This is a genomic window from Citrobacter portucalensis (assembly GCF_002042885.1).
Classification (GTDB): Bacteria; Pseudomonadota; Gammaproteobacteria; order Enterobacterales; family Enterobacteriaceae; genus Citrobacter; species Citrobacter portucalensis.
Genome location: NZ_MVFY01000007.1, coordinates 20,070 through 35,360 on the forward strand (window position 1 = coordinate 20,070; position 15,291 = coordinate 35,360).

Annotated in this window: 29 protein-coding genes and 1 tRNA gene; 17 read left to right on the top strand and 13 right to left on the bottom strand. The window is 49.8% G+C overall.

Annotated features, from left to right (window positions below):
• Positions 1 to 11: 11 nt before the first annotated feature.
• The 11 genes from BZK40_RS11885 to BZK40_RS11935 form a co-directional block, all read right to left on the bottom strand.
• The gene (locus tag BZK40_RS11885; RefSeq protein ID WP_079934687.1) at positions 12 to 296 is read right to left on the bottom strand and encodes an RNA-binding protein; all 285 of its coding nucleotides are present in this window, start codon (positions 294 to 296) and stop codon (positions 12 to 14) included.
• Positions 296 to 487, bottom strand: coding sequence for a hypothetical protein (locus BZK40_RS11890; RefSeq protein WP_079934688.1), 192 nt, complete (start codon positions 485 to 487; stop codon positions 296 to 298). The genes BZK40_RS11885 and BZK40_RS11890 overlap by 1 nt, the downstream gene beginning before the upstream one ends.
• A complete protein-coding gene (locus BZK40_RS24785; RefSeq protein ID WP_253193179.1) occupies positions 487 to 1,320 on the bottom strand; it encodes a hypothetical protein in 834 nt (277 codons plus the stop codon). Before BZK40_RS24785 ends, BZK40_RS11890 begins: the two co-directional genes overlap by 1 nt.
• On the bottom strand, positions 1,317 to 1,829 hold the full coding sequence (locus tag BZK40_RS11900) for a hypothetical protein (RefSeq protein ID WP_079934780.1): 513 nt from the start codon (positions 1,827 to 1,829) through the stop codon (positions 1,317 to 1,319). The genes BZK40_RS24785 and BZK40_RS11900 overlap by 4 nt, the downstream gene beginning before the upstream one ends.
• A gap of 10 nt (positions 1,830 to 1,839) precedes the next feature.
• Complete coding sequence (locus tag BZK40_RS11905; RefSeq protein WP_079934689.1) at positions 1,840 to 2,277, bottom strand: ead/Ea22-like family protein; 438 nt, start codon at positions 2,275 to 2,277, stop codon at positions 1,840 to 1,842.
• Positions 2,274 to 2,765: a hypothetical protein gene (locus BZK40_RS11910; protein ID WP_079934690.1), complete on the bottom strand. Its 492-nt coding sequence runs from the start codon at positions 2,763 to 2,765 to the stop codon at positions 2,274 to 2,276. The genes BZK40_RS11905 and BZK40_RS11910 overlap by 4 nt, the downstream gene beginning before the upstream one ends.
• The gene (locus BZK40_RS11915; RefSeq protein WP_249018409.1) at positions 2,762 to 3,163 is read right to left on the bottom strand and encodes a hypothetical protein; all 402 of its coding nucleotides are present in this window, start codon (positions 3,161 to 3,163) and stop codon (positions 2,762 to 2,764) included. The genes BZK40_RS11910 and BZK40_RS11915 overlap by 4 nt, the downstream gene beginning before the upstream one ends.
• Positions 3,147 to 4,187 carry a ParB-like helix-turn-helix domain-containing protein gene (locus tag BZK40_RS11920; protein WP_079934691.1) on the bottom strand — a complete coding sequence of 347 codons (1,041 nt, stop codon included), beginning with the start codon at positions 4,185 to 4,187 and terminating at the stop codon, positions 3,147 to 3,149. Before BZK40_RS11920 ends, BZK40_RS11915 begins: the two co-directional genes overlap by 17 nt.
• The gene (locus BZK40_RS11925) at positions 4,187 to 4,546 is read right to left on the bottom strand and encodes a hypothetical protein (protein ID WP_225990942.1); all 360 of its coding nucleotides are present in this window, start codon (positions 4,544 to 4,546) and stop codon (positions 4,187 to 4,189) included. The genes BZK40_RS11920 and BZK40_RS11925 overlap by 1 nt, the downstream gene beginning before the upstream one ends.
• A gap of 344 nt (positions 4,547 to 4,890) precedes the next feature.
• Positions 4,891 to 4,967 (bottom strand) — tRNA-Arg (locus BZK40_RS11930).
• 574 nt (positions 4,968 to 5,541) lie between these two features.
• On the bottom strand, positions 5,542 to 6,261 hold the full coding sequence (locus tag BZK40_RS11935) for a LexA family protein (RefSeq protein WP_047416133.1): 720 nt from the start codon (positions 6,259 to 6,261) through the stop codon (positions 5,542 to 5,544).
• A 97-nt stretch (positions 6,262 to 6,358) separates the two neighbouring features.
• Here BZK40_RS11935 and BZK40_RS11940 point away from each other — a divergent pair, with 97 nt between their 5' ends.
• Positions 6,359 to 6,577, top strand: a complete 219-nt coding sequence (locus BZK40_RS11940; RefSeq protein WP_047416137.1) for a Cro/CI family transcriptional regulator — start codon at positions 6,359 to 6,361, stop codon at positions 6,575 to 6,577.
• Positions 6,578 to 6,618: 41 nt separating this feature from the next.
• Positions 6,619 to 7,083: a YmfL family putative regulatory protein gene (locus BZK40_RS11945; protein ID WP_032207800.1), complete on the top strand. Its 465-nt coding sequence runs from the start codon at positions 6,619 to 6,621 to the stop codon at positions 7,081 to 7,083.
• A gap of 183 nt (positions 7,084 to 7,266) precedes the next feature.
• Here the strand turns inward: BZK40_RS11945 and BZK40_RS24790 are convergent, their stop codons facing one another.
• Complete coding sequence (locus tag BZK40_RS24790) at positions 7,267 to 7,434, bottom strand: hypothetical protein (protein ID WP_227467236.1); 168 nt, start codon at positions 7,432 to 7,434, stop codon at positions 7,267 to 7,269.
• Here BZK40_RS24790 and BZK40_RS11955 point away from each other — a divergent pair.
• Genes BZK40_RS11955 through BZK40_RS11995 form a run of 9 tightly spaced genes read left to right on the top strand, consistent with a single transcriptional unit; the run spans position 7,378 to position 12,443 of the window.
• On the top strand, positions 7,378 to 7,536 hold the full coding sequence (locus BZK40_RS11955; protein WP_227467234.1) for a DUF4222 domain-containing protein: 159 nt from the start codon (positions 7,378 to 7,380) through the stop codon (positions 7,534 to 7,536). The two genes, BZK40_RS24790 and BZK40_RS11955, sit on opposite strands and share 57 nt — an antisense overlap.
• Positions 7,493 to 8,413, top strand: coding sequence for a conserved phage C-terminal domain-containing protein (locus BZK40_RS11960; RefSeq protein ID WP_079934692.1), 921 nt, complete (start codon positions 7,493 to 7,495; stop codon positions 8,411 to 8,413). Before BZK40_RS11955 ends, BZK40_RS11960 begins: the two co-directional genes overlap by 44 nt.
• 2 nt (positions 8,414 to 8,415) lie before the next feature.
• Entirely contained in the window at positions 8,416 to 8,859 is a 444-nt protein-coding gene (locus BZK40_RS11965; protein ID WP_079934693.1) for a hypothetical protein, read from the top strand.
• Positions 8,859 to 9,518 (top strand): MT-A70 family methyltransferase, encoded by a 660-nt coding sequence (locus tag BZK40_RS11970; protein ID WP_079934694.1) that lies wholly within the window; start codon positions 8,859 to 8,861, stop codon positions 9,516 to 9,518. Before BZK40_RS11965 ends, BZK40_RS11970 begins: the two co-directional genes overlap by 1 nt.
• Entirely contained in the window at positions 9,515 to 9,733 is a 219-nt protein-coding gene (locus tag BZK40_RS11975) for a hypothetical protein (RefSeq protein ID WP_079934695.1), read from the top strand. Before BZK40_RS11970 ends, BZK40_RS11975 begins: the two co-directional genes overlap by 4 nt.
• Complete coding sequence (locus tag BZK40_RS11980) at positions 9,733 to 10,122, top strand: RusA family crossover junction endodeoxyribonuclease (protein WP_032938613.1); 390 nt, start codon at positions 9,733 to 9,735, stop codon at positions 10,120 to 10,122. The genes BZK40_RS11975 and BZK40_RS11980 overlap by 1 nt, the downstream gene beginning before the upstream one ends.
• 25 nt (positions 10,123 to 10,147) lie before the next feature.
• Positions 10,148 to 10,864, top strand: coding sequence for a phage antirepressor KilAC domain-containing protein (locus BZK40_RS11985; protein WP_095533135.1), 717 nt, complete (start codon positions 10,148 to 10,150; stop codon positions 10,862 to 10,864).
• A complete protein-coding gene (locus BZK40_RS11990; RefSeq protein ID WP_079934697.1) occupies positions 10,861 to 11,850 on the top strand; it encodes a DUF968 domain-containing protein in 990 nt (329 codons plus the stop codon). The genes BZK40_RS11985 and BZK40_RS11990 overlap by 4 nt, the downstream gene beginning before the upstream one ends.
• 14 nt (positions 11,851 to 11,864) lie before the next feature.
• The gene (locus tag BZK40_RS11995) at positions 11,865 to 12,443 is read left to right on the top strand and encodes a DUF1133 family protein (protein ID WP_079934698.1); all 579 of its coding nucleotides are present in this window, start codon (positions 11,865 to 11,867) and stop codon (positions 12,441 to 12,443) included.
• 74 nt (positions 12,444 to 12,517) lie between these two features.
• Here BZK40_RS11995 and BZK40_RS12000 read toward each other — a convergent pair whose 3' ends face one another.
• Entirely contained in the window at positions 12,518 to 13,159 is a 642-nt protein-coding gene (locus BZK40_RS12000) for a hypothetical protein (protein ID WP_079934699.1), read from the bottom strand.
• Between the two features lie 128 nt (positions 13,160 to 13,287).
• Between BZK40_RS12000 and BZK40_RS12005 the strand changes: the two genes are divergently transcribed.
• From BZK40_RS12005 to BZK40_RS12030, 6 genes are read left to right on the top strand one after another with little or no spacing between them, the layout of a single operon-like run.
• Positions 13,288 to 13,674 (top strand): phage holin family protein, encoded by a 387-nt coding sequence (locus tag BZK40_RS12005; RefSeq protein WP_008784467.1) that lies wholly within the window; start codon positions 13,288 to 13,290, stop codon positions 13,672 to 13,674.
• Positions 13,661 to 13,942: a phage holin family protein gene (locus BZK40_RS12010; protein WP_072132567.1), complete on the top strand. Its 282-nt coding sequence runs from the start codon at positions 13,661 to 13,663 to the stop codon at positions 13,940 to 13,942. The genes BZK40_RS12005 and BZK40_RS12010 overlap by 14 nt, the downstream gene beginning before the upstream one ends.
• Complete coding sequence (locus BZK40_RS12015) at positions 13,942 to 14,484, top strand: glycoside hydrolase family 108 protein (protein WP_079934700.1); 543 nt, start codon at positions 13,942 to 13,944, stop codon at positions 14,482 to 14,484. The genes BZK40_RS12010 and BZK40_RS12015 overlap by 1 nt, the downstream gene beginning before the upstream one ends.
• Positions 14,481 to 14,750, top strand: coding sequence for a hypothetical protein (locus BZK40_RS12020; RefSeq protein WP_079934701.1), 270 nt, complete (start codon positions 14,481 to 14,483; stop codon positions 14,748 to 14,750). The genes BZK40_RS12015 and BZK40_RS12020 overlap by 4 nt, the downstream gene beginning before the upstream one ends.
• Positions 14,707 to 14,913, top strand: a complete 207-nt coding sequence (locus BZK40_RS24795) for a hypothetical protein (protein ID WP_079934782.1) — start codon at positions 14,707 to 14,709, stop codon at positions 14,911 to 14,913. Before BZK40_RS12020 ends, BZK40_RS24795 begins: the two co-directional genes overlap by 44 nt.
• On the top strand, positions 14,891 to 15,121 hold the full coding sequence (locus BZK40_RS12030) for a hypothetical protein (RefSeq protein WP_079934702.1): 231 nt from the start codon (positions 14,891 to 14,893) through the stop codon (positions 15,119 to 15,121). The genes BZK40_RS24795 and BZK40_RS12030 overlap by 23 nt, the downstream gene beginning before the upstream one ends.
• Positions 15,122 to 15,291: the final 170 nt, after the last annotated feature.

A 15,291-nucleotide genomic window follows, 5' to 3' on the forward strand; every position in this document is an offset into this window, starting at 1 on the left:
GCTGCTTGAGTTTACTGGGCATGAATATTCACCTTGATAGCGAACACCTTCACCGGTTCCGGCCCGAAGTGAGGATGAGTAATCACCTTGATTTCGTAACCGTCATACGGGATATCAATACGCTTGCTCATGTCGTCGCGCTTCGGATAACCACGAGTGATGATTAGGCGGTCATAGTCTTTGCCGTGAATGCGTCTACCCCAGTACGGATTCACCAGGCGATACTCTTCCGTTTTCTCGCCTGACCTCATCTGGTCGAAGTATTCGCCATTAACTGCCAGTTGAAGGTTAGCCATTAGTCATCACCCTCCCTACCAAGATATGACAGTGAGCTAATAGCCTTAGGATTAAAATCATCGCCAGCAATAAGCTCCTTTAGCTTTTCTAAGTCTGCCTGTGATTTTATGCGGAAGGTAAGTTGAGCAATTCCGGCAAGTTGCGTATTACCGCTAACAGCGCAGTAGTGGTATATGTATCTGTTTTCCATCACTTCACCTCCTGCTTCGGTGCTGCTGCGAAATGCTCGACACCTTTAGCCCAAATAGCTTTGATGGTCGTCCATGTGACAGGAACGGTGATTTCAATTCTTCCGCTTCCGTCGCAGGTTTCGCAATCATCATCACCAAAACACTCTGGGCAGTTTATAAATTTCGTTTCTGAAAACTCACCGGACAGCACTCTTTTTGCGCCGTTCTCAGCGGTTAGTTTCTTCGGGACCAGCATGTAACCATCCTGAGTTACCGGAGAGTTCCCAGCCTGAAGAAGTGATTTCAGCGAAGCCCGTGGCATTGCCGACCAGGCAAGAAATACGTTTGGCCTGTCGACATCTTCTGTCTGGAGAGTGTTTTCGATTTCGTCCAGCGCATCACTTAGCTTCTGAAATGCGTCGTCTGGAACAACGTGGCACTCTTCGCCATCAACATCTTGCTGACAGCTATCATCTGCGAGTTCGAATGCGGCCCCGCAAACATTGAGCAGCATTTCAATAACGCGACGGTGTTCTGCTGTTACGCAATTCTCCGGCACTACCTGCGCTGGCGGGGCAGTGTAGAGCGGTATCACTTTGACGCCATCCCAAGCCAAATCCCTTGCTCGCTCCTCATCATTGGTAACATGCCATTGATTTAGGTGGAACCATCGCCACGCCACAGGCTCAGCATCAAACGCAGTAATCACCCCATCAATCACCTTCACAGCATCAGCCATTGCGTAGCCGAGATTACCGCCGTCGCTTTGTGCTGCTGCTTTGCTGAGTATTTCGCTTATCTGGTGCAGGCGATCGAGTGATACAGGACCGTGCGCCGGGTGGTTAGTTGTCATGCTGCGGTTCCTTCTGTCTTGTTAACGATTACGCCGTCGTAAACCTCTTTAAGATGCCCACGTAAATCCATGCGGCGCAGAGCGCTAAACATGTAATCGCATTCGGCCTGTTTGTTAGCCTGAAATGGTTTGCTATCCCGGTTAACCCAAAGCCCGTTACCAGGCCATCCGTGCACCTTCTTAACCCGACCTTTAATGACGTGAAGTAATCCCCATCCTGACGGCAGGTCTTCAACATTCACAATTCCCGGCTCGCTAATCATGAAGCGCCAATCTCCCATGCCCTTCTCTGGCTCAATCCGGAAAGGCTTCTTACGGTCTGCTAACAGGTCAGAGCGAGAGCATTTAGCCTCAATCAAACAGCTGGCACCGTTGCGAAAGCCGATAGCATCAGCCTGTTCGCCGTATGGTGTCCATGCGCGGAACCGGTCATGAAACGCTACTTTGAAGCCGTTATTCCGAAGAAAGCGCCAGGCGATTTGACAGAGTTCGTCGTGCGTTAATGGTATTAAGTCCATCTCACTCCCCCTTCACGCCAATGCCAGCGGCGCGGATTGCTCTTTCAACATCGCGTTCGTAACGCAATGCCTGGAAAACGCCATCAATGAAATACTCATCATCAGCACATGCTGCTGGTAAGTTCACCGTCCGCGCCTCCAGTTCTGCTATGCGCTGGCGCAATGCTGCAATTTCCATCTCGGCGGCGTCGGCATAATGGATGTTTGCATGTTCTTTTAGGTGGTTGCAGGCCATCATGAAGCCGCGATGATGCTCACGATTAGCTCGGCAAATTCCCTCTTCAATACGCTTCTCTGCCGCTTCCAGTTCATCCAGCAGCGCCAGAACAGCTTCCGGGCTTGCCTCATCCTGCCAAGCGTCAGAGGTGTCACTGACAGAGCGGAGCATTATTTCTTCCTGCGCCGCTTCACGCAGCACCTGTTTGTTGAGTGCTGTCATTGAGCTGCCTCCAGTTTCGATTTGCGCAGCGCTTCTTTGTAGCTGGCCTTCGCTGCTTTTTTGGTGTCGCACCACTCACCTTCAATATCACGTCGTGGGTAGCCATAAGCCGCGTCGTATGAGCAGCGAAACATTCGGCATTTTCCATCACGGCTGTATTCGACTTCAGGCAGTCGATATCCCAACAACCATTCACTGAAAGGCTGGCAGCTATCAGCATCAAGGTATTCTTCGTATCGAGTGCGTTTCTTTGGCTCTGGCAGTGCAGAAATTGCCGTTGCTTCACCTTTTTCTGTGACGTGATAAAGCGTTCCGCCGCCTACGAAATCAGGTGCGGGACGGGAGGTAGCTAAACCATCAGATACCAGTTCTTCCCACTTCTCGTTATCCGTATGCCCTTCGCCTGCGAGGAAATAATTACGGTATGGCGTACGATTACGCTCACTGATGCCCAGCGCATGCTGCATGAGTTCAATTCCAGTGCTCATAACGCAGCCCCTTTGCACAGGTCGTGCATTTCCTGAAGTGTCTGCATATCAACAAGGTCACGGTCTGGCATCTGCGTGTCGTTGTACTTGCTGTAAACCAGGCTGGCTTCGCATACCAGTTCCATTGCTTTTGATGACAGCTCCCTGCACTTGCTCTCGGAGTTAGCGAGATGTACTGCCATGTCTGTGAGTTTCAGTTCAAGATTATGAATAGTCGCGTCTGCTGCCCGGAACTCGCGCTGGGATTCCGTTAAATTTGAGCAGGCGTTTTGAATTGAGTAGGCCAAAATGGCAGTATCACGATCATCTGATTCTTCAGCTTTAACCTGCAACTTAACCGCCAGGCTGAAGAGATCAGCAATTTGAGTTTCTGTCATACGGTTATTGATCGTTTGCATTGGTATGTACCTGCTGAAGTTTGTGTTGTTTAACGAAGTGGGCCACTGCTTTTGACTGGCTGGCGATAATTTTTCTGTCACCTAGGTCGAGCGTGACGTTCTTACCGCGATAAATTATTGCCGAGCCGATTTCCTTGCCGTCCAGCTTCACATACAGCACTTTCCCGATAATCTCTGTCGTAGGGATTGGCTGTGAAAGGCGATAGGTTTCGCGAGCTTCTGAAATGGCTTTGTGTTCGTCGATAATTTCAAGTGCTTCAGCCAGTGCTGTGCCTTGCAAGGTGAACACGCCTTCATCGCTGATCGTCGCCATGGCCATCAGTTCCACGAAACGGCGAGCACTTTTAATGTTGAGTTCTGGAGCGATAGAACTGCGCGTAACCTTTGTTTTTCCCTGGGCGGCGGCTACGGCTTTATCGTGCTGGAGAACTTCACCAGCCTGTTCGCCAAACTCGCGAACGCGGTCAACAGCAACATCAACAGATACGGAACCAGATTTAACTTCCTGCTGAACGTCATAATTAGCGGCACTCAGAGTGAGCAACTTCTCAACGGTCGCTACAGACTTATTGACCAGCTTTGCAATCTCGCTGGTGGTCTGATTGAAAGCGTTATGAAGCTCCTGAATAACGGCGGCCTGTTCAATATCGGAAAGGGGGAGTTGGTTATTACTGGTCATGATGCGAGCCAGACGCTGCACATCGTTACCGTTAAACGGCATGATATGAATGCGGTCTACCGGCTTACCAGCTTCAGCACAACGTGCGTAGCAACGGCGACGGCGATGCCCTTCAACAACCCACACCCCACCTTCATCACGTGCGATAACCTCCAGTGGAGGAACGGTGCCACCGTTCATAAGATAATTAAACAGGTCGTCATCTGCCTGGCGTGTGCGTTCGTCGTCTTCACGCTTGTTGAAACCTTCACGCACGTGGATATGTTCAAGGCTGATAAACATCCCTGTATCGGTGCGCTTGATGGTCCCGTCACGGGACATCTGTTTGAATGAGTTAGAGGCCATCACTTAGCCCCTTCATTCATGACATCATTAGTTACCGGAGTTAACTCACGCAGTTCGCGCTTAGCTTCCAGAAGGTGCATGTTGCTGCGTGTTTTTGTGTGTCTTTCAACAATGCGATCGCATTCTTTTGCCCAGCAGATAACGTCATCGCGTAATACGGTGTTCTCGATGGCCAGTGCTTTACGCTGTTCCATTGACTCGCACAGCGCCACGCTGACGATATCAAGGCGGTTAGCCAGTTCTGTCATGATCCCGCTGTAAGCAACAGGAAGGAGAGGGGCCGCTTTACGGGCAGCATCGATCAGTTGCTCTCTGGTCATACGTGGTTGTAACTCAGTGACGTTCTGTGTGGTCGTCATGGTTAGTTTCTCCGTGTTATATGCGCCCTGCACGGCGCTGAATTTTGGTTGCACGAATCCCTCGCCAAAAGGCGAATAAAAATTTTGGTTTCGTTTCAGTAAATGCCCCATGAAGAGGCACTTAGTGAAACGGGCGACTGCAATCGCCGGTTAGTTTCTCCACTCAATTGAAAGCGCGTTCCGCTAGTTTTGGATTTAACGAACTGGCACTTAATGACAAGGGACAGAACGCGCTTTCAGTTGAGTAAAAAGGGCGGTACCAGGGACTTCAAAGGTTGGTACTGGTACCGCCAAGACTCCACACAGCTTTCTTACTTCCTGGTACCACGCTGGCTACGTGATTCTGGTGCAGCATGCAGGATTCGAACCTGCGACCCACGGCTTAGAAGGCCGTTGCTCTATCCAACTGAGCTCATGCCACAACTGGAAGCGCACTCCACCTGTTTCACACCTGTCACCCATAACTGGTAAGTAAAGGAGTGCGCTTTCATGTTGTGTTCGTGGGGTCTACTTCCCTCCTGTCACGGTTCTTTCCCCGCGTCATCATGTGTTCATTCGGTACATGAAACCCATTTTTCGGGATTCCACCGACTCCCATCTGTTTTTAAAGCCACTCAGATATCGTCTGGGCTTCGCCGTCTACTTCCGGCTGTCACTGCCGTCGAGAGTGCTGGCATCTCACTGACCTGATAACTCCCAGGATCAACTGGAGTGGTTGTTATCGCGACCAAAGCGCCACTGTCCAGGACATTTAAAAGGACCGTCTCCAAGTGGTAACTCTTCCAGTCCCGGTAAGAACCCTGCGAGATGCTTACCGTGACTGACTGAAACTGCTGTCTCCTTGTAATTAAGAATGTATCACTGCGGTGCATAATGAGTATCACCAATAGTGATTAAATGGTCAACACCTCTAGTGATAAAATTATCACTAAAAGTGTTAACTTCATGATTATTAAAGTGAAAAAAGATGCAAAAAAAAGGAGCCGATTGGCTCCTTATTCGAAGATATTTTCAGGCCATTGGGCCTTAACAACCTTACCTATTATCCTGCAATGTTCATTACATTCAATTGCTTGGTATCGAGGGCTTGGATTGAGTGGTTCAAGCCACGGCCTTCCATCCTCACGAACGAATCTCTTAAATGTCACTTCTGAATCGTTAAAAATACCAGCAACGCAAAAATCACCGGCCTCAACATCCTGTTCTGGGTCTATGAGGATTAGCATACCCTCAGGAAAGCTTGGCTTTACACCAGGTGGTGCTGTCATTGAGTGTCCAGAAACTTCAAGCCAAAAAGCTGAATCACTGGCTTTAACTGTAGTGGAAACCCATTCCTTTGCATCTCGCTCAGTGTAAGAACTTACAGGACAGAAGGATCCAGCCTGAACTTCGGTTAGTAGTGGGTATTCATAAACTGAAGAATGGTTTTTCCCGTTTGCGATAGCTTCAAACATTGCTGATATTTCAGCTGCAAGCGATGGGCTGAAGTCGTCAACTTTCACACCCAGAATTTTAGCGAACTGAGCTGCATGAGTTGCATTAATTGCGTTGGTCCCATTAAGCAGTTGTGCAACGCCACTCTGACCCATACCCATCTGTTCAGCCAGCGTCTCCTGAGAGAGCCCAAGAGATTTCTTCTTGGACTCAAAAATGGCTTTAAGCCTACTGGCGTCAGCCAATTGTTCGGCGGTCAAAGGTTTCTTTTTCATTCTCATAATTTATCACCGCACGGCATATTTACCAATCACCGCTAGTGTTGACAATATTATCACTAACAGTGATACTCCTTGTGTGCATCCACGAGGAAATCTAATGAAAATTATTCCGCTATCTGAATATGTTTTGGAAAACGGCCAGGCCAAAACAGCTGAGGCTCTTGGGGTTTACCAAAGCGCCATCAGTAAAGCTCTGAAGCGTAACCGAAGAGTGAACATCCTGGTTAAGGAAGACGGGAAAATCGAGGCTGAAGAAGTTAGACCTTTTCCAAATAAATATAAACCCGCCGATCCAGACGTTGCAGTAACACCGTAACTGATGATCACGCACTTAGTAACTACCAAAGGAAAAACAAGATGGTAGAGCAAACACTGAAAGAAGTAGTGAAAGCGATGTGTAAGGCCTACCCCGGAGGCCGTCAGGCTATGGCTGGTGCGTTGGGCATGTCAGAAACCCAGTTCAACAACAACCTGTACGAGAAAAACGGATGCCGGTTCTTTGAAGTAACTGAGCTGGAAGCGATGGAGGACATTTCCAACACGTCATTCGTTGCCGACTACTTTGCCAAGCGTCGCGGCGCACTGCTGGTGGACGTACCAAGCCTGGAAGATCTGGACCGTGTTGACTTATTCAGCCGTGCAATGCGCACAGCAGCTGCAAGAGGGCAGGTTGATCAGATTATCCAGAAGGCGCTTGAGGATGGAGTGATTGAAAAGCATGAAGCTGAAGAGATTCAGGAACATCACCGCCGTCATCTGGCAGCGCGTGAAGAAGAAATCCGCGCGATTGTGGCCTTATTCAGCCGCCGTCAAAAGAAGTGACGCCAGCGAGTGTGCAGCTCCTGGCGTCGTGGCGTGTCGTATTCAGTGGAGAAACTAACGCATGAACAGTGTAACAACACAGTACCGCAGGTCGCAACTTATTGCTCGACCGATGCCGGGTGGAAAAGGTCCGGCGCAGTTCGTGTATGGGGTAATGGTATCCGGATGCTTTGAGCCTGTCTGCTACCAGTTTGCCGATTGGGTTGTAGGTGATTTCAACGGCCAGGCGGAGAAGGTCGAATGCGAGCACTCAACAGACGGTTCAAAGACAGCTACGGCGTCCCAGTCAGGGTTATCCGGTGGGAGCCAGAAACTCAACGGGTTATATACCTGCGCGACGGATACGAGCATGAATGCTTCAGTCCTCTCGAACAGTTTCAGCGTAAATTCAGGGAAATAGAGGATCAGAATGAGCCTGTTAATGACATCCCGGCCCATAGTAATAAATCCTGACCTTGCATACAGCATTGGCCTGAATGAGGCGATTGCTCTGCAGCAGATTAACTACTGGCTGAAAGAAACAGCGTCTGGCATGGAACGCGGCGGTGTTCGCTGGATTTACAACACGACTGAACAGTGGCTGGAGCAGTTCCCGTTCTGGTCTGAGTCGACCCTGAAGCGTACCTTCACCCGCCTGAAGACACTCGGCGTGCTCAAAATTGAGCAGCTGAACAAGTCTCAACGCGACATGACCAACTTCTACACGATCAACTATGAAAGCGAGCTTTTAGATGAAGTAAAAGTGACAGAATCGAAGAGGTCAAAATGCACTGTTCCATCAGGTCAAAATGACACGATGGAAGAAGTCAAAGTGACACGCTCCATCAGGTCAAAACGAACCGATGTCATCAGGTCAAAATGCACTGATGATCCTACAGAGAATACAACAGAGAGTACTACAGAGATTACAGGTAAAGACTCTTGTCCGGTTGCGGTGCAACCAGACCGAGATGTGTTGATTACTGATCAGGCTAAACAGGTTTTGGTTCACCTGAACCAGGTCACGAACTCACGCTACCAGGTTTCAACCACGTCTCTGCAAAACATCCGTGCACGTATCGGCGAAGGGTTCACCGTTGATGAGTTGTCGCTGGTGGTGGATTACTGCAACGCGAAGTGGGGTGATGACCTGAAGATGTCTGACTACCTGCGACCACAGACGCTTTTCCAGCCGACCAAGTTCCCGGGATATCTCAAGTCTGCAAATAACTGGGACAAAGCTGGCCGACCAGAACGAGTGAATGGCGAATGGGCCCGTGAAGATGGCATCTTCAAACCCAGCTTTAAGAACACTGATTACAGCGCTATTCCACCAGGGTTCAGGGGGTAACGATGAGCATTCTGAAAACGGTCCAGATGTTTATTGCCATGAATCCCGGCTCCACGACCAGAGACATCATCGAAGGTCTGACCCAGTTCAGCCAGGACAGGCTCCAACTCGCCGTTTGCCGCCTGCATGGTTCTGGGCTGGCCACGCGTAAACGCGACGGGCGCCAATTCCGTTACTACGCGGAACCGCCAGCAGATTGCCACTTCGAAGTGTTTGAACCAACTCCTGAAGTCAGCGCCCTGATGGAAACGGCGAAAGGTCTGGAGTCGAAAGGCCTCTTTCATCGTGCCGCGACGATTTACATGGAGGCGTTCAGCGCATCAGCCATTGAATCAGAGAGAGCGGCTATTCTGGCGGAACGTCAGCGCTGTCTTGGCCTGGCTAAGCCAGCAGTTATTGCCGAAGACGGATGTTATCTGGCTGGTCGATTTTCGGGAGGTCGTTAATGGGCTACTCACTGATTTACGCCGATCCTCCGTGGGAATACGGAAACACCATCAGCAATGGTGCAGCGGAAAACCATTACGGCACGATGAAACTCATCGACATAAAACGCCTGCCTGTCTGGGAGCTTGCTGCGGAAGATTCCGTTCTGGCCATGTGGTTCACCGGTACACATACCCGTGAAGCGATCGAACTTGCTGAGGCATGGGGTTTTAAGGTTCGGACCATGAAGGGATTCACCTGGGTGAAGTTTAACTCACTGGCAGAACAGCATATCAATAAAGCACTTCAGGCTGGTGGAGTAGAGGACTTTTACGACTTCCTCGACCTGCTGAACGCTCAGACCCGAATGAACGGTGGTAACCATACCCGCGCCAATACCGAGGATCTGCTAATTGCCACCAGAGGGAAAGGTCTTGAGCGTCAGAACGCCAGCATAAAACAGGTTATCTACAGCCCACTTGGCGAGCACAGCCAGAAGCCAGCAGAAGCTCGTTACCGTCTGGAGCAGTTATATGGCGATGTATCACGCATTGAGTTGTTCAGCCGCTGCGCTGCTCCCGGCTGGCACCACTGGGGAAACCAGTCTGTCAAACCAGATCTGCATCTGATTCCAGGTAGCGTAATGCATATCGACTGGGCAAAAGGAGAAGGCGCATGAACCAGGAAACCGAGAACGCTATTCAGGCTCAGGCTAAACGCTGTAGTGACGAGATTAGGAAAGCAATGAAGGTGAAGCCCAAGCCTAACTGGAACGAGACAGTACCACCGATCCTGAAGAAACATCACGAGAAGATAAGGCCGCTGGGAGTAACCCTGCTGCAATTCGTAGGAAAAATAGGGCGCATGAACGGGAGATTTGGAGTGGAATCATGATGAAACTGGTACTCCCATTTCCACCCAGCGTGAACACCTACTGGCGTGCTCCTAACAAGGGGCCGCTGGCTGGCCGCCATCTCATCAGTGCCAAAGGCAGGGCGTATCAGAGCGCAGCATGCGTTGCAATTGTTGAGCAACTTCGCATTCTCCCTAAGCCGTCATCATCACTGGCATCAGTAGAGATTGTTCTCTATCCACCCGATGAACGCCGCCGCGACATAGACAACTACAACAAAGCGCTGTTTGACGCGCTTACACATGCAGGCATCTGGGAGGACGACAGTCAGGTGCGACGTATGCTGGTGGAGTGGGGACCGAAAGTACCTGGTGGTCGGGTAGAAATATCGATCACTAAACATGTACCAATGGCGGGTGCAGCCGCCTGATAAGTGGAGATAAAGCATGCAACAGATGAGCATAACCGTAACGTGTCCTACCCACCATGCCGTAACAACGGGACAGCAGATCACCATGTCCAGCCGCGAGATTGCGAAACTGGTTGATTCCCGGCATAGCAATGTCTGCGTAACGATAGAGCGCCTTATGAATTCCGGTGTGATTGGAGGGTATGCTGCATTGCAGTACACCCACCCCCAGAACGGGCAGACCTACCATCACTATGAAGTGAACAAACGAGACAGCTATGTAATCGTTGCTCAATTATCGCCGGAGTTTACCGCCCGACTTGTTGACCGCTGGCAGGAACTGGAGAGCAACGGTGGAATGATTGTCCCCCGGTCACTCCCCGAGGCCCTGCGCCTTGCTGCTGATCTGGCAGAGCAGAAACAGCGCCTGAGTGAAGAACTGGCAGTTGCAGCACCGAAGGCCGAGTTCGTTGATCGTTATGTTACGGCTACTGGGTCAATGACTTTTCGACAGGTCGCCAAGCTGCTTAACGCCAAAGAGCCGGAGTTTGCGATGTTCCTGATTGAGAACGGCATAATGTACCGGCTTAACCGTGTTCTCACGCCAAAGAGCAAGCATATCGAGGCAGGACGCTTCGAGGTGAAGACAGGAACGACAAACCAGACAAATTACGCGTTTAATCAGTCCCGCTTCACCGCCAAGGGTGTTCGCTGGATTGGCGGCCTGTGGGCAGAGCATATTGCTAAGGGGCAGGTAGCGTGAGGGCATTACTGACACCTGAAGTGGCACCGATGACCGGGGTAGTGATATTTCGCCCAGGCAGTGAACTGATGCATCTGTTCAGACGTGGGCGTGTTCTTATCGAGCCACAAACAGAGTCAATGGCTGAGTTACCGTCTGGCATGCTGCCGGATACTGCTCAGGAGCTTCAGAACGATCCGTTGATGCGTGATGTCTTCGAAAATCAGAAGGTCATATATCGTGCTGGTGGACTGAATTCACTGGATGCCTGGCTCGAAAGAAAACTGGAATGTCAGTACCCACACAGCGAGTGGCATGATCGCAACTACACCATCACCCGGCATGCGCCTGGCTCAATCCGCACGTGCTGGGGCTGTGACTTAAAAATTCGTGATCAGTTCACTGACGGTCTGGCGGGTATAGCCCGTGAAAACCTGGTATCCTGGCTACTGAAGGTTGTAAACGGCCAATTAGGTTTCAGTGAGGACCACATACTGACGCTGCCGGAGTTTTGCTGGTGGATGGTCAGGAACGACCTGGCTGACGAGATACCTGAAGCCGTAGCCCATAAAGCCCTTCGTCTGAACGAAGATACTAACCAGTCGGTAACACGTGAAAGCGATATTGTTCCAACATTACCCGCTCAACAACTGGTACAGGAGAAAGCGAAAAAGATAGTGGCGATGAAGGTAGATCCGGAAACGCCGGAATCCTTCATGCTTAAACCCAAGCGTCGCCGCTGGGTGAATGAGAAATACACGAGATGGGTTAAGGCCCAGCCGTGCGTCTGCTGTAACAAGCAAGCTGACGACCCACACCACCTGATTGGCCACGGGCAGGGGGGAATGGGTACAAAGGCACACGACCTGTTTGTGATTCCTCTGTGCAGAGAGCATCACGACGAGTTGCATGCTGATCCTGTGGCATTTGAATCGAAATACGGTGACCAGCTGGTCCTCGTGTTTCGGGTTATAGATCGTGCGCTGGCAATCGGCGTACTGGCGTAAGTGGAGAACGCTAAATGATTAATCCTTCTGAAGTTGGTAAATCTGGTGAAATGGTTCGTCTTTGTACTCTGGAAAGCATCTGGATACAGGGTAAGTTGCGCATGTGGGGCCGCTGGTCTTATATCGGCGGTGGTAGTGGTGGGAACATGTTTAACCAGCTTCTTGCATCCGGGAAAATCACCAAAACGGCAATTAACGAAGCGCTACGCCGGATGAAGAAAGCAGGTATCAGCAAACCAGAACTTGAAGCGTTCTTCAAAGAGATTCAGGAAGGTAATAATAAAAGCGGCCTGGCGTTCTGTACCGATGAAGAAGCGCTGGCCATCAACGCTGTACTCAGCGGTGTCCTTGTGCAGTCAGGGCATAAGAAGTTATACGCTCTTATTGAAGATCGTTATATCAAGCGCCTGAGCAAAAAAGCGATGGCCAGAGACTTAAATGAAAAACATCCTGAATGGTGTTTGCGAACCTGTGAAAGCCGGATTGATGTTTGGCTAAATGTAGCAGAATCGATGCTATACAAGCCAATGTGTGACGCATTCGGCACAAATAGCGACAGATTCTACTTGAATAATTGCGCGGAAAGTGCTTAAATTGTGATAAGCTCGGGACGTTAAAGCGAATTGAGCTGCAAAGCAAAAAAGAACCCGCTTAGTTGCGGGTTTTTTTATAGTTTTATTAGCCTGCAATGCTTTATAGCTTTCGGAGCCTTAATAAAAAAAGGACTCAGGGTGATATCATTAGGTGTACTATTTCTCCTGCGCCAAATGGCTCTATACTCTTTTTGATAAGAGTACTCAATATCTTTTGTTTGAGCAGGGTGTAACTTAGTCTCAGTCAAATAAGAGTATTCTTTATCCATATAAGTGATTTCTCCCTGCCATGCCAAATCACCTGCAGTTCTTTTTATCTTACGTGTCAATGCGCTGATGAATGAATTAGGATTTAAAATCTCTATACATTTGTCGCAATTAAACTCTTCCATTGCTTTCCTACTTGGCTCCGTTGTCATGCAGAAAATATAGAAATCTTCAGAAGTTATTTCTTGGACTAGCTTTATACCAGTTATAGCTGATCCAGCTCCCATGCTTATAAAACCTGCTAGAAAAGCTGATTGCGAATCAGTCATTTGATCAGCATGGAGAGTTTGGTCAGTATCCATAAATGGGAAATGAGAACCTTCCTTATTATCTCCGATGGCTTTATTAAAAGCCTCATTTTTTTTGAAATCATAAAGGGTGCCGATCCTCAGTGTACCATTTGCAAAGAACATTTCTGCATGTTCAGATTTTATGTATTTGTAAAGCAAGGTGCCAACCTTTTCATAAGTTAGTATGTGTTATTAAGTAAAAATGAATTTTGAACTTTTCCGTAGAAAAAGAAAACAATCCCCTCAATTTTTTATGAGAGGACTCACAGCAATTAAGAGGGGGCTAAATGTCCGATCCGATTTCCGGTACTGGGCTGGCTGGTGGTGTCCTGACGGGGGCCAGCGTATATGGATTTCTGTCCGGAACCGATTACGGCGTAGTGTTTGGCGCGTTTGCCGGAGCTGTATTTTACATTGCGACCACTGCAGACCTGAGTGCAGCGCGCCGTCTGGCATATTTTCTGGTGTCGTATATCGCGGGGATCCTTTGTTCCGGGCTGGTGGGGTCAAAGCTCGCTCAGGTTACTGGTTACAGTGATAAACCACTGGATGCCATTGGCGCCGTAATCGTTTCTGCTTTAGCCGTCAAAATCCTGACGTTCCTGAACAACCAGGATGTCGGCTCGCTGGTGGCGCTGATAACGCGCCGGGGAGGTTCAGGTGGTACTAAATGACCCATCGGCAACAATTAACGCACTGCTTTGCGCTGGGGTAGTGCTGACCCTGATGTTTTACCGTCGCGGGGATTCTCGCCATCGACCGTGGATATCTCGCTTAGCGTGGCTGCTTACGGTCATCTACAGCGCCGTTCCGCTGGCATATCTGTGCGGTATATATCCTTATTCATCGTGGGCCACTATCGGGGCCAACATTATTTTCCTGTCCGTGCTGGTCGCCGTCAGAGGCAACGTGGCGCGCTTGGTTGATCATCTGAGACACTAATGACTAAAGACGATATCTTCAATGCCATCCTTGGCAAAGAGGGCGGCTATGTTAACCATCCCGACGATAAAGGCGGCCCAACGAATTGGGGTATCACTCAGGCGACGGCGAGGGCACATGGGTATGTAGGCGATATGCGCGACCTCACCCGCCAGCAGGCGCTGGATATTCTGACGGCTGACTACTGGACAGGCCCGCGATTCGACCTTGTTTCTGAAGTGTCATCAGCTATCGCAGCTGAACTCTGCGACACGGGCGTAAACATGGGGCCATCGGTTCAGACCAAGTGGTTTCAGCGCTGGCTGAACGTATTCAACATTCAGGGCTCGCTCTATCCCGAACTGATTGCGGATGGTTTTATAGGTCCGCGAACTATCAGTGCGCTAAAAAGTTACCTATCTCGACGCGGGAAAGAAGGAGAGCTGGTAATGCTCCGGGCTCTGAATTGCAGCCAGGGTCAACGTTATCTTGAGCTGGCAGAACAGCGCAGCGCGAACGAGACGTTTGTTTATGGCTGGGTAAAGGAGCGGGTGGTTATATGACGCTTGAGATGATTATCGGACTCCTTGCAGCTGTTTTAGCTGCCATAGCCGCTGCATTTGGATTAGGCCATTCGCGCGGCACCAGCAAAGCTGAAGCGAAAGCCGACCAGCAACGCACTGAAGAACGCGCAGCAGCTACTGAAGCGGTAGCCGAACGCCGGGTAGAGACAACAAAAGGAGCCAGGAATGTACAGCAGACTGTTAATCATCTTCCTGATGACGATGTTGACCGTGAGTTGCGCGAAAACTTTACCCGCAAAACCTGAAGTAACGGACACGGCCTGTGACTGGGTGAATATTATCTACCTCACAGAGCACGATATTGCCGTGCTGGATAAGCAGACGAAGCGGGACATATTGGCGCACAACAAATCAGTGCAGGCTAACTGCATGAAGGAGCCTGGTCGTGAACGTAGAGAACTTAAATAACGCGCATTACATCTATAACGAGATGAAAGAGCTACAGCGACAGAAAGGCATACTGGAAAGCGGTGCCGGGCTTGGGGTGACAATCCAGTCTACTTATCAGGATAATGCCTTTCTTGATGCCATACGCCCGCAGGCAGTGACCGAACTGGATAGACGCATTCAGCAAAAGATCGAAGCACTAGCGAAACTCGGGGTGACATTCACTTGAAGGTTTTGTTGCTGTAGCGTTTAGTAAGTTCAAGGGTTATCCAAAAACATATTACATCAATGATTTTCTCAATATGTGGAGCGTATGCAAGTACAAGTTCGAGCGCGGTTTGGTGGTTCATTTTATCTCCTAGGCTTTATATGTGGAGATAGTCACGAGTTGCCATCTCC